12 protein-coding genes are annotated in these 11,612 nt (G+C 53.6%); 2 read left to right on the forward strand and 10 right to left on the reverse strand.

Annotated elements, in window-relative coordinates:
• Nucleotides 1-47: 47 nt before the first annotated feature.
• Entirely contained in the window at nucleotides 48-1,613 is a 1,566-nt protein-coding gene (gene ahpF, locus N7268_RS11755) for an alkyl hydroperoxide reductase subunit F (RefSeq protein WP_260863075.1), read from the forward strand.
• A gap of 128 nt (nucleotides 1,614-1,741) precedes the next feature.
• Here ahpF and uspG read toward each other — a convergent pair whose 3' ends face one another.
• On the reverse strand, nucleotides 1,742-2,170 hold the full coding sequence (gene uspG, locus N7268_RS11760) for a universal stress protein UspG (RefSeq protein ID WP_005120854.1): 429 nt from the start codon (nucleotides 2,168-2,170) through the stop codon (nucleotides 1,742-1,744).
• Nucleotides 2,171-2,372: 202 nt separating this feature from the next.
• Nucleotides 2,373-2,783: a nucleoside diphosphate kinase regulator gene (rnk, locus tag N7268_RS11765; RefSeq protein ID WP_260863076.1), complete on the reverse strand. Its 411-nt coding sequence runs from the start codon at nucleotides 2,781-2,783 to the stop codon at nucleotides 2,373-2,375.
• A 276-nt stretch (nucleotides 2,784-3,059) separates the two neighbouring features.
• Here rnk and N7268_RS11770 point away from each other — a divergent pair, with 276 nt between their 5' ends.
• Entirely contained in the window at nucleotides 3,060-3,890 is an 831-nt protein-coding gene (locus tag N7268_RS11770) for an alpha/beta fold hydrolase (RefSeq protein WP_260863077.1), read from the forward strand.
• A gap of 66 nt (nucleotides 3,891-3,956) precedes the next feature.
• Here the strand turns inward: N7268_RS11770 and rna are convergent, their stop codons facing one another.
• The 8 genes from rna to citC form a co-directional block, all read right to left on the reverse strand.
• A complete protein-coding gene (gene rna, locus N7268_RS11775; protein ID WP_260863078.1) occupies nucleotides 3,957-4,763 on the reverse strand; it encodes a ribonuclease I in 807 nt (268 codons plus the stop codon).
• 110 nt (nucleotides 4,764-4,873) lie between these two features.
• Complete coding sequence (gene citT, locus N7268_RS11780; RefSeq protein ID WP_260863079.1) at nucleotides 4,874-6,337, reverse strand: citrate/succinate antiporter CitT; 1,464 nt, start codon at nucleotides 6,335-6,337, stop codon at nucleotides 4,874-4,876.
• A gap of 23 nt (nucleotides 6,338-6,360) precedes the next feature.
• Nucleotides 6,361-7,266 (reverse strand): triphosphoribosyl-dephospho-CoA synthase CitG, encoded by a 906-nt coding sequence (gene citG, locus N7268_RS11785; protein WP_260863080.1) that lies wholly within the window; start codon nucleotides 7,264-7,266, stop codon nucleotides 6,361-6,363.
• Nucleotides 7,238-7,789 (reverse strand): citrate lyase holo-[acyl-carrier protein] synthase, encoded by a 552-nt coding sequence (gene citX / locus N7268_RS11790; protein WP_260863081.1) that lies wholly within the window; start codon nucleotides 7,787-7,789, stop codon nucleotides 7,238-7,240. Before citX ends, citG begins: the two co-directional genes overlap by 29 nt.
• A gap of 3 nt (nucleotides 7,790-7,792) precedes the next feature.
• Nucleotides 7,793-9,325, reverse strand: a complete 1,533-nt coding sequence (gene citF, locus N7268_RS11795) for a citrate lyase subunit alpha (protein WP_260863082.1) — start codon at nucleotides 9,323-9,325, stop codon at nucleotides 7,793-7,795.
• A gap of 9 nt (nucleotides 9,326-9,334) precedes the next feature.
• A complete protein-coding gene (gene citE / locus N7268_RS11800) occupies nucleotides 9,335-10,243 on the reverse strand; it encodes a citrate (pro-3S)-lyase subunit beta (protein WP_260863083.1) in 909 nt (302 codons plus the stop codon).
• The gene (gene citD, locus N7268_RS11805; protein ID WP_260863084.1) at nucleotides 10,240-10,536 is read right to left on the reverse strand and encodes a citrate lyase acyl carrier protein; all 297 of its coding nucleotides are present in this window, start codon (nucleotides 10,534-10,536) and stop codon (nucleotides 10,240-10,242) included. Before citD ends, citE begins: the two co-directional genes overlap by 4 nt.
• Nucleotides 10,533-11,609, reverse strand: coding sequence for a [citrate (pro-3S)-lyase] ligase (gene citC, locus N7268_RS11810; RefSeq protein WP_198904971.1), 1,077 nt, complete (start codon nucleotides 11,607-11,609; stop codon nucleotides 10,533-10,535). The genes citD and citC overlap by 4 nt, the downstream gene beginning before the upstream one ends.
• Nucleotides 11,610-11,612 lie beyond the last annotated feature (3 nt).

An 11,612-nucleotide genomic window follows, 5' to 3' on the forward strand; every position in this document is an offset into this window, starting at 1 on the left:
CCGAATAAGGCAACTTGCATGATGATGTTTTCAGAGAGGGAAGAACAATGCTCGACACAAATATGAAAACCCAGCTCAAGGCGTACCTTGAGAAACTGACGAAACCTGTTGAGCTGATTGCTACGCTGGATGACAGCGCGAAATCGGCAGAAATCAAGGAACTGCTGACTGAAATTGCTGAACTGTCAGAACAAGTCACCTTTAAAGAAGACGCTACTCTGGCGGTACGTAAGCCATCGTTCCTGATCACGAATCCCGGTTCTCACCAGGGGCCGCGTTTTGCTGGTTCCCCGCTGGGGCATGAGTTTACTTCTCTGGTGCTGGCATTGCTGTGGACCGGCGGTCATCCGTCGAAAGAAGCGCAGTCGCTGCTGGAGCAGATCCGCGATATCGACGGTGATTTCGAGTTTGAAACCTATTACTCATTGTCCTGCCATAACTGCCCGGACGTGGTGCAGGCGCTGAACCTGATGTCTGTGCTTAACCCACGCATTAAGCATACGGCAATTGATGGCGGTACATTCCAGAACGAGATCACCGATCGTAACGTGATGGGTGTTCCGGCCGTGTATATGAACGGCAAAGAGTTTGGCCAGGGTCGCATGACGTTGACTGAAATCGTCGCGAAAGTGGATACAGGCGCAGAAAAACGCGCGGCAGAAGAGCTGAACAAACGTGATGCCTACGATGTACTGATTGTCGGTTCCGGGCCTGCGGGTGCCGCAGCGGCCGTCTATTCTGCGCGTAAAGGGATTCGCACCGGTTTGATGGGTGAACGCTTTGGTGGTCAGGTTCTTGATACCGTTGATATTGAAAACTATATCTCCGTGCCGAAAACAGAAGGCCAGAAACTGGCGGGTGCGTTAAAAGCGCACGTTGATGACTACGATGTTGATGTGATTGATAGCCAGAGCGCCAGTAAATTGCTCCCGGCTGCGACAGAAGGTGGCCTGCATCAGATTGAAACGGCTTCCGGCGCGGTACTGAAAGCGCGCAGCATTATCATTGCAACCGGCGCAAAATGGCGCAACATGAACGTCCCGGGTGAAGAGCAGTATCGTACTAAAGGTGTAACCTATTGTCCGCACTGCGATGGCCCGCTGTTCAAGGGTAAACGCGTGGCGGTGATTGGCGGCGGTAACTCTGGCGTTGAAGCGGCAATCGACCTGGCTGGTATTGTCGAACACGTTACGCTGCTGGAGTTTGCACCGGAAATGAAGGCGGATCAGGTTCTGCAAAATAAAGTCCGCAGCCTGAAAAACGTCGATATTATTTTGAATGCGCAAACGACGGAAGTGAAAGGCGACGGTAGCAAAGTGACCGGTCTGGAGTATCGCGATCGCGTGAGCGGTGATGTTCACAATGTGGCCTTGTCAGGCATTTTTGTTCAGATCGGTTTGCTGCCGAACACGAACTGGCTGGAAGGCGCGATTGAACGTAACCGTATGGGTGAAATCATCATCGATGCGAAGTGTGAAACCAGCGTGAAGGGCGTCTTCGCGGCCGGTGACTGTACAACCGTTCCGTACAAACAGATTATCATCGCCACCGGCGAAGGGGCGAAAGCCTCGCTGAGCGCCTTTGATTATCTGATTCGCACGACCACAGCATAAGAAAGTAAGACCCACCTGCAAAAGAAGGGAAATGCCCGATAGCGTGAGCGAATCGGGCCTACAGATTCGATAATGTAAAATCGATTTGTAGAAGAAAGAGGCTACCGGGACGTAGCCTCTTTTTTTTATTAACGTACGACCAATACCGGCAGGGTGGCGTGGCGCACAACGCTGGAGGCATTTGATCCGAGCAGATGTGTACTGATGGACGGATTACGCGATCCAATGACCACCACATCTGCGTTCAGCTCTTCACCCAGCTCGTTTACCACGTCACGCACACTACCAAAGCGCACATGCTGTTTGATACGGGAAGGATCGATGCTGAAGTGACCCACCATCGTTTGCAGGCGGGTTTCCGCTTCGTGCTGCAGGTGTTCTTCAAAACGACGAACGTCAGCGGCAAAACGATGCAGGCTTAAGCTGGCCGAACCCGGAAGAACATGCAGCAGGTGAATGACACCTTTATCCTGCGCCAGAAATTCAGCATGACGAACAGCCTTGTCGCTCAGTTCCATTTCAAATACATCAACAGGCATTATGATTGTGTTGTACATAAGCATTCTCCTTGTCATTACATGAATATATAACAGCATATTATTAAATATGATTCTGCCAGTCATGGCACAGATTTATGATTTGCGAACAGAAGAAGAAAAAGCAGCAGTAAAACGAAGGCGGACGTCGAAGGATTTCATCGGAAAGAGGATGCGAAAGCATCCCCTGTAAGATAAAGCGCGTGGCTTTGATAAGACAGAGTTAGCGCAGGTAGTCGCCCGCCGCTTCGGGTTGATACTCAAGCGCAATGACTTCGAGGTGGGTTGATGCTCCGCCTGGCAGTTCCCAGTGGATAGTATCACCCACGCGCAGACCCAGAAGTGCAGCCCCAACGGGCGCCATGACCGAAAGCTGTGTATTGCTGTCCGTCATGTTGGCCGGATACACCAGAGTACGCACACGGATTTCGCCGTCACTCAGATTGCGAAACTTCACGCGGCTGTTCATGGTGACAACATCATGCGGCATGGTTTCAGGTGAACACATTTGAGCACGATCCAGCTCGGCGTTTAATGCGTCGGCAATCGGTAAACCAGCATACGCAGGTTGCTCCAACAGGCGGTCAATGCGTTCAGCATCGAGGTCGTTAATGATAATAGTTGGTCTGGACATTTATTACTCCATGTCGTCGATACTGCGGATGCGCAGGTAAATAATCCCAAAAGAAAACCCTCACCGTCAGGCGGCAAGGGTTTAGCTTTTATGATGATACTGAGACTTACCCCAGGTTTGAAGTGATTTAGTTCACATTCAGGCAAATCATCAATATTGTCGCGTATGGTGAGATTTTAGTCGAAAAACGTGATCGTTCTCCAATTTGCATTATGCTTTTTAAGCGCTCGCAGCTGGCGCGTCAATACAACTCAGTGTTCCGCTACAGGAGATCTCATGAGCCAGTACGACAAACTTACCTTGAAAGACGGCAGCTATTTGCATTTTAAAGACTGGGGGAGTGGGCAGCCCATTGTGTTCAGTCATGGTTGGCCGTTGACGGCAGATGCGTTTGAAGATCAGATGCTGTTCCTCGGGTCGAAAGGATTTCGTGTGATCGCCCATGACAGGCGTGGACATGGGCGATCGGCCCAACCCTGGGATGGCAACAATATGGATCAGTATGCTGATGATCTGGCCGAACTGACCGCACATCTCAATCTCAAAGATGCAGTTCATGTCGGGCACTCTACCGGCGGCGGCGAAGTGGCGCGCTATATTGGCCGCCATGGGACGCAACGGGTGGCAAAGGCAGTGTTAATTAGTGCGGTGACGCCCATCATGATCAAGACCGACTTTAACCCAAACGGCGTGCCAAAAGAGGTGTTCGACGGTATCCGTGAAGGTGTTGTGAACGATCGCGCCGCCTTTTTCTATGAACTGACCGCCGCATTCTATGGTTACAACCGTCCGGGCGCAAAAGAGTCGAAGGCCGTCCGGGAAAGCTTTGTTGAACAAGGTTTACAAGGTTCTATCAAAGCGTTGTATGACTGTATACACGCGTTTTCAGAAACCGATCTGCGTGGGGACCTTCAAAAGATGACCATCCCAACGCTGGTGATCCACGGTGATGACGATCAGATTGTCCCGTTTGAAACCTGCGGTAAGGTGGCGGCGGAAATCCTTCCGGACGCGCAGTTGAAAGTGTATACCGGTGGTTCTCATGGTATTTGCACGACCCATAAACAACAGATCAACGGCGATCTGCTGAGCTTTATCCAGTCGTAAGCGTTATGTTCACCTGAAACGTGAAGACGGCAGACCGACGCCAGATTTGGGCGTCGGTCGTGAGGTTTAATATCCTGACTTGTCGATAATAAACTGTTTACCGCAATTACCTGGATGCGGTTGCGGCAGGAATGACTGAGCGGATAATGCCTGGTTGATGGTGTCGGCTTTCAGGGAGAACTGAATTTCCGTCAGATAGGCGGGGTTGCTGTGGCAGCTTAATTTCACTGCTTTCACATTCTCTTTGCCCCACGATTTGGCAACCGCGGCGTCAAAAGCATTGCGGCTGACCGTTTTTCCGTAATTCTCCGCCAGAAATTTCCCCAATGCGCTGTTTTTGATATCGCTGTTCAGTCGCACCATCGTGCCGAAGTACGCGTCAGGATCAAACCCAAAGCAGGCACCGTGTTTGGCATATTCGTAACGCTCCAGACAGGATTTTCCGCCTGCGCCGGGCATAACGGCGCTCAGTTTCGCGGCGTTTTCCAGCGACAAACCGGTTTCGGGTGAAGCGCATTTGCGACTGGCCCGGGCTTCCGGCAGATTGGGAATAGGGCGTGTGGCGCAACCAAAACGCATCCAGCGACGATTGTCCACCCCGCGGGCGGCGATCGATTTAGGCAGGCTGGGCCACAGGCCATGCACGGTCAGGAAATCGGCTTTGTTTGCTGTCTCTTTTTGCAGGCGACATTCGTCGGGCTCCTGGCGGTTACGCTCGTGTTGACTCTGGCAGAAGCCCGTTTGCCAGGAGAGTGCCAGCACATAGCTGTCAAAATCACCGTACTGTTTTGCCTGAAGTTCGTCGGCCTGAGCAACCGAAAGGGGGAGCGCAAGCGCGACCAGTAATGTGGAATAACGCCATCTTGATGTCATGATGAATTCGGATACTTATATGATTTCTGAATGTCATCTATTTAATCATAAAAAATGCCAGTCAGGTTTAGCTGACTGGCATCATTTTTACGACGCGTGAAGCGGGAAAATTAGCTCCACATAGCCAGAATCGGCCAGCCGACCAGCAGAAGCATCGCGATATAGATAACACCGAAGATCGCGCCCAGACGCCAGTAGTCTTTAGATTTCACATAGCCGCAGCCATAGATGATCACGCCAGGACCGGTTGCATACGGTGTCAGACAGCCCATGATACCGATGGACAGTACCAGCAGGATACACAGGTGTTCCATAGGCACGCCCGGAATACCTTTACCGACAGCAAGAATAACCGGCAGCATGGTTGCGGTGTGCGCGGACAGGCTGGCGAACAGGTAGTGAGCAAAGTAGAACACCAGTACCAGAACGATCACGGTCGCATTTGGAGAGAAGCCTTCCAGGTGCGTGCTCATGGTGTTGGCAAACCAGTCGATAAAGCCTGAACGGGTCAGACCATTCGCCATAACCACCAGCGTGGCGAGGTTAACCAGGGTGTTCCATGCGCTGTTATAACGCGTAATGTCTTTCCACGGTACAACGTGCAGAGCCAGCATCAGGGAAACGGCCAGCAGACCGACAGCCGTAGCATCAATCAGTTCACCCCCGAAGACCCACAGCCCTAAGCTGAGCAGGACCAGACCGATCAGGGTCAGCTCTTTACGGGTCAGTTTACCCATGGTTTTCAGTTCATCACCGGCCCAGGCGGCAACTTCTGCGCTGTGGGTCACTTCCGGTTTGTACAGAACGTAGGACAACCATGGTGCAACGATCAGCAAAATAATCCCGACCGGCAGGAAGCTCAGGAACCACTGCAGCCAGCTGATTTGGATACCCGCGATTTTGTTAACGAACTCCAGACCCAGCACGTTCGGCGCAGCGCCGGTGACGAACATTGAAGAACTCAGGCTGGTACTGATTACCATCATCCACATCAGGTATCCGCCAATACGACGGGCGGAAGGATCGTTCGGAAAGGATTTAAACAGCGGCGGCAGGTTTTTGATAACCGGGAAGACGGTTCCCCCGGTACGCGCGGTGTTAGACGGTGTGAACGGCGCCAGCAGGATGTCGATAATCACAATCGCATAGCCCAGCGTCAGGGTGCGTTTACCCATGAATTTCACCAGGAACAGCGCGATACGACGACCCAGACCGGTGACTTCATAACCCAGTGCGAAGATAAATGCACCGAACACCAGCCAGACGGTCGTACTGGAGAAGCCCGCCAGACCCCATTTCAGTGCCTGTTTACCGGCGTTAAAAGCAGGGTCAGCCAGTTCTTTGGCATCAAACAGCAGGTAGTTGCTGCCGATAACGCAAATCGTCACCGCAATAAAACTGATCGCAGTTGCCGGGATAGGCTCGAGGATCATACCGACGATCATGGCCACAAACACGGCGAAATAGTGCCAGGCCTGGGGGGGCATTCCATCAGGAACAGGGATCAGAAACATGACGCCCATTACGATCAATGGGGCCAATAACTTCCATATACTATCTTTTGATAAAGACATGAATGATTCTCCGGAAAGGATCTTTAATTGTGATAATGATGAACTTGTGAAATCTGAGCTAAGAACCAGGTGACGATCAGCAGATCGGCGCAGCCTCCAGGACTGAGGTTGCGTTCAATGCACTGTTCGTCGAACTGGCGTAGGTAATCGAGATCGGCAGGGGTGCGGATCCCCCCCTGTTGCAATAATTTGGTAGCCTGTTGCTGTAGCCACTTCAGACCTTCAGCGCCACCGCGGGAAGCCACGTTGGTGTCGCCGTTGATCGCCATCAGCAGCAGTAAAGTGTCGAGTAGAGCCAGTTCAGGGTCGCGACCCTGAGCCAGCAGGGCACGGTAATGCGGTAAGGCATGGTCGATCACTAACGGGTATCCCGCTTCGGCTTCGCCACGGGCACCGGTTAATCCAAGTTGCTGAAAAAGACGTTGGCCAGCCGTGAGTTGTTGATTGTTCTGGCGCAGTTCGCGCTCGGTCAGGCCGCGGCAAAATGTTGCCGCCGTGGAACAAATGGATTCTGCAGTGACTGCAAGACGGAGCTGATGCAGGCGGCCGATTGCGGCACATAACAGCCCCAGTGAAAAAATACTGCCTTTATGGGTATTCACCCCAGCAGTCGCGCGAAACATATCGGCTTCGCAGGCCATGCCCAGTGGGCGTAAACCTTTCAGCACATCTTCAGGCGATAACTGTGCGCTGAATGCACCGTATTCGACGAAACGCGGCAGCCAGGCATGAATGGCCTGTGCGCTTCGGTGAAAATCTTCCAGCGCCATGTCTTTATGTGCGCCGCTGTTAATGCGATCCACCAGACCGGGTTTGGGCGATAAGTTGACCTCAGTCAGCATCGCACGCCACGCCAGCGTCGCGTAGGCATCAGGCAGATCCAGAGGAAGGACTGCGGTATCAGTCGATGTTGCGGGAATCGGCATCATGCAGCAGTGCCTCCATGCGAATAAGTAAGTCGGAAAGCGCGTGGGTTTTCCCCCGCGCGCATTCGGCAGCACTTTGCTCGCACAGCAGACAGCGGCGGGCAGGGAGCGCGAAGTGACGACGGGACAGTATTTCCCCTTCTGGGGTCAGAACATCGATGTCCCATAACCGTCCCAGCGGATGCGAATGCTCAAGCCCGATAGTGGCGAGCTTAAGGTCGTGTGCCGGTGCATCAATGGACAACAGTCCTTCCGGCCCGCTGGCGGAGACCCGTGCGGATTGCTCCCTGACAGTCCAGGCTGATTTTTCCGTCAGCGCGAGCAGGGCGGTAACGCCGTGATTAAAGATCCGGCGGGTTAATTCGCTGTCTTTAATCGGGCCCGGCGCGACCACGGTAAACGAGACCAGTGGTGCGCCGTGGCGCATCAGCCAGGCATGTTGCCGAGCCTGTCTCTCATCGCGGCTGGCGAGCAGCTCGGGAATCGAAACCGCGTGGCGAGTAGCCTGTTCAGGGAGCAAGTGCATGGCTTATTCCTTCACCTGATGCACAACGTCAATCACAGAACCATCGCGATAGCGCACAACGGCAATGACGCGGTCGGTGAATTCGATAGCGCGCGGTTGACCGGTGAGTTGCTGCGCGCGGTCACGCAACCATTCGATGGACACCACTTTCATACCGGCTTCTTTCAGACGTTCAGCCAGTTCCGGGCGAGCTGGGTTAACGGCAATACCGTGATCCGTGACCAGAATGTCAACGCTGGAACCTGGAGTTACGCAGGTCAGGACGTTATCAACCAGCGTCGGGATACGACCACGAACCAGCGGCGCGACGATGATAGAAAGCGCAGCGGCGACGGCAGTATCACAGTGGCCGCCGGAAGCACCGCGCAGAACGCCGTCAGAGCCGGTCAGTACGTTGACGTTGAATTGGGTATCCACTTCCAACGCGCTCAGTACTACGACGTCAAGACGATCAACGGACGCGCCTTTTGAGCCCCAGTTGGCATACTGGTTAGCACTGATCTCAATGTGGTTTGGATTGCGGGCCAGAGATTCTGCCGCGTTGCGGTCAAAACTCTGTACGTCCAGCAGTTTGCGGATTAACCCTTTTTCATGCAGGTCAACGATGGTGGCTGTGATGCCGCCCAGCGCAAAGTCGGCGCGAATATCGCGGCTGCGCATTTTGTCTTCCAGGAAGCGGGTAACGGCCAGAGAAGCGCCGCCGGTTCCTGTCTGTAATGAGAAGCCTTCATTGAAGTAACCGGAGTTGGCAATCACTTCTGCAGCACTACGGGCTATCAACAGTTCACGCGGGTTGGTGGTCATGCGCGTCGCATCGGCACCGATTTTGTCGGCATCGCCCACTCTTTCGATCTGCACGATCAGATCGACCTGATCCTGGGTGATGCTGGCCGGGTTATGCGGGTAGGTCAGCAACTGTTCGGTCAGCAGAACAACCTGTTTGGCGTGTTCAGCGTCAACGCGGGCGTAGCCCAGCGAGCCACAGCAGGCTTTGCCGGTGTAGCCGTTGGCGTTACCAAACGGGTCGCAGGACGGTACGCCGAGGAACGCCACGTCAATGCTTAACTCACCGCTTTGTACCAGGTGTACACGACCACCGTGGGAGTGAACCTGTACCGGTTCAGCCAACAGACCGCGGGAGATCTCTTCTGCCAGCGGACCACGCAGACCGGAAGTATAAATGCGGCTGACGACGCCCTGGCGAATATGTTCAACCAGCGGAGCATGGCAATCGCTCAGTGAGCTGGATGCCAGAGTCAGATTTTTAAAGCCCATCGCGGCGATGGTATCCATCACCAGGTTGATCGTGAGATCGCCACCACGGAAAGCATGGTGGAAAGAGATGGTCATGCCATCTTTCAGACCTGAACGACGAATAGCGTCTTCCAGGTTCGCGCACAGCTTTTTGTCGCGCGGTTTTTGCGCCTGTAATTCTACTTTTGCGGTGCTCTGATAAGCGGAAAGTTCGCTTTCTGCATGACGGCTCCAGGCCGCCACGCGATCCTGTCGTTGAGACTGTTCGATTTTCTGCGTCATTTTTTTGCCTTATTCTTCGCGAATGCCGGAAAGTTCTGCACGGGAGATCACCAGAAGGGCGCGCTCGATAACCGGGCTGTCAACCATCTTGCCGTTCAGGGAAACAACGCCACGACCTTCGCGAGCGGCGGCTTCAGCGGCTTCTACCACCAGACGGGCGTGATCCAGTTCTTTGCGCGTCGGTGCATAGAGGTTGTGCAGGAGTTCAATCTGGCGAGGGTTAATGAGCGACTTGCCGTCAAAACCCAGCTGTTTGATGTGAGCGGCTTCGTGCAGGAAACCGGCTTCGTTATTGGCATCGGAATAGACGGTGTCGAACGCCTGAATCCCGGCGGAGCGTGCTGCCTGCAAAATAGAGCAGCGGGCAAACAGCAGCTCGGTACCTTCCGGTGAACGTTCGGTGCGCAGGTTGCGCACGTAGTCTTCAGCGCCGAGGGCAATACCGATCAGGCGTTCTGAAGCATGGGCAATTTCTACTGCGCGGGTAATACCCAACGGTGATTCGATAGCAGCCAGCAGACCAGTGCTGCCTGGCTCGCGACCGCAGGCTTTTTCAATACGCAGGATTTCGCTTTCGATATCGATAACGTCCTGAGCGGTATCGGTTTTTGGCAGACGGACAATATCTGCGCCGCCGCGAACCACCGCTTCGAGGTCATTAATGCCCCATTCGGAGTCGAGGGCGTTCACGCGCACGATGGTTTCAACGTCCTTATACAGCGGATGTTGCAGCGCGTGGTACACCAGACGACGCGCGGTGTCTTTCTCGCGCAATGCGACGGAGTCTTCCAGGTCGAACATCAGCGCATCTGCCGGGTAGATAAACGAGTTGCTGATCATGGCGGCATTGGCGCCGGGTACGAACAGCATGCTGCGGCGCGTACGGGTTTTACGTTGTTGCAGAGAAGCGGAAATCACTGGCAATCCTCCCATGGCAGTGCCGGAATACCGCTGGCGCGGGCCAGTAATGCTTCCAGTCGCGCACGTAAAATGCAGTCCAGTGCGCCTTTATCATCAACATTTAATTGCACGCCGCGTACGTTGTAGCGGGACAGTACGTCCAGAATGGTTGCCTGGATGGCATCACCAAACTGTTTTTCAACGCTACTGTTGACCTGCAGGTCTATATCCTGCGTTTCGAGTGGGGCGATGCGTATCATCACATCACCGGACTCCAGAGTGCCTGCGACGGCTGCCTGCTTTATTTTCATTTTTCACCTGTTGCTAATGCGGGGGTATTTTGGCGGACTACCGCGCTCGCGGAGGTCCGTTCAACCATGCTTTGCAGATAGCTCAGCGTGGCGTCAGGAACCAGGGAGGCGATAGCCGTGAGATCTTTTTTAACCAGCAGCTTGCGTACCCAGGAGGCAGAAATCGGCATGTCCTGGAAACGCAGCCGCTCAATTTCCACCAGTTCAATGGGTGGGGCGGGAAGCGTTGGGGTCTCCAGCCAGTAACGCATATCGTTGTTGTACTGGGAGGTGACGGCGCAATATGGCTCCGTACCGACGAAGCGGTGCGTGACGCCAAGCGCTGGAGCGAGGTACTGGCGGAAGATTTTCAGGTCTATTTCGGTATAGCAGTGGTTAATAACGCTCTGCTCTTTGATGAAGTAGCACGGGAAAGTCGCGCGGGAAATGATGTATTCCGATCCGCGATGCACGGTTAAACGTGGAATATCTTTCGTCCCTTTGAGTACCAGATCCAGTCGGTCTTCATACGGGAAACGCGAGGTGTCTTCTTTCACCAGAAACAGATGCAGCCAGTCACACTGTGCCGCGGCTTGTTGGATCAGAAAACGGTGTCCGTTGGTGAAGGGATTGGCGTTCATGACGATACAGCCAATTTTTTTCCCTTCATGGCGCTGTTTAGCCAGAGATTCAGCGTAACGTTTCAGGCGCGTGGTGCTATTTTCCATCAGTACCATAATGCCCGGTACGCTGGTCAGCGTTGAAAAGCCACACTGTTTAAACAGCGATTCATACTCGGTTTTGGTATAGATGAAGAGATGCGTGCAGTGGCGTTCATAAGCGAGGTTAATCAACTCGGTAGCCAGCGTGAGCGCTAAGCCTTCACCGCGTACTGACTCGCAGATCGCGACGCATTTAATGATATTCCCGGCAATACCACCACAGGCAATGAGGCGATCATCGCGCGTAACGGTGATAAATACTTCAACGGTTGTATCGACGCTCAAATCATTCTCTTTCAGAAATTGCGCGATAGCCGCCATCTTTTTATTTTCTGAGCGTTTAACTTGCGTGAATATATTATTACCGAACATAGT

It is taken from the genome of Citrobacter sp. Marseille-Q6884 (assembly GCF_945906775.1).
Lineage (GTDB): Bacteria > Pseudomonadota > Gammaproteobacteria > Enterobacterales > Enterobacteriaceae > Citrobacter.

Coding starts and splice junctions, on each gene's coding strand:
- ahpF (WP_260863075.1), top strand. CDS start 48: ATGCTCGACACAAATATGAAAACCCAGCTCAAGGCGTACCTTGAGAAA.
- uspG (WP_005120854.1), bottom strand. CDS start 2,170: ATGTACAACACAATCATAATGCCTGTTGATGTATTTGAAATGGAACTG.
- rnk (WP_260863076.1), bottom strand. CDS start 2,783: ATGTCCAGACCAACTATTATCATTAACGACCTCGATGCTGAACGCATT.
- N7268_RS11770 (WP_260863077.1), top strand. CDS start 3,060: ATGAGCCAGTACGACAAACTTACCTTGAAAGACGGCAGCTATTTGCAT.
- rna (WP_260863078.1), bottom strand. CDS start 4,763: ATGACATCAAGATGGCGTTATTCCACATTACTGGTCGCGCTTGCGCTC.
- citT (WP_260863079.1), bottom strand. CDS start 6,337: ATGTCTTTATCAAAAGATAGTATATGGAAGTTATTGGCCCCATTGATC.
- citG (WP_260863080.1), bottom strand. CDS start 7,266: ATGATGCCGATTCCCGCAACATCGACTGATACCGCAGTCCTTCCTCTG.
- citX (WP_260863081.1), bottom strand. CDS start 7,789: ATGCACTTGCTCCCTGAACAGGCTACTCGCCACGCGGTTTCGATTCCC.
- citF (WP_260863082.1), bottom strand. CDS start 9,325: ATGACGCAGAAAATCGAACAGTCTCAACGACAGGATCGCGTGGCGGCC.
- citD (WP_260863084.1), bottom strand. CDS start 10,536: ATGAAAATAAAGCAGGCAGCCGTCGCAGGCACTCTGGAGTCCGGTGAT.
- citC (WP_198904971.1), bottom strand. CDS start 11,609: ATGTTCGGTAATAATATATTCACGCAAGTTAAACGCTCAGAAAATAAA.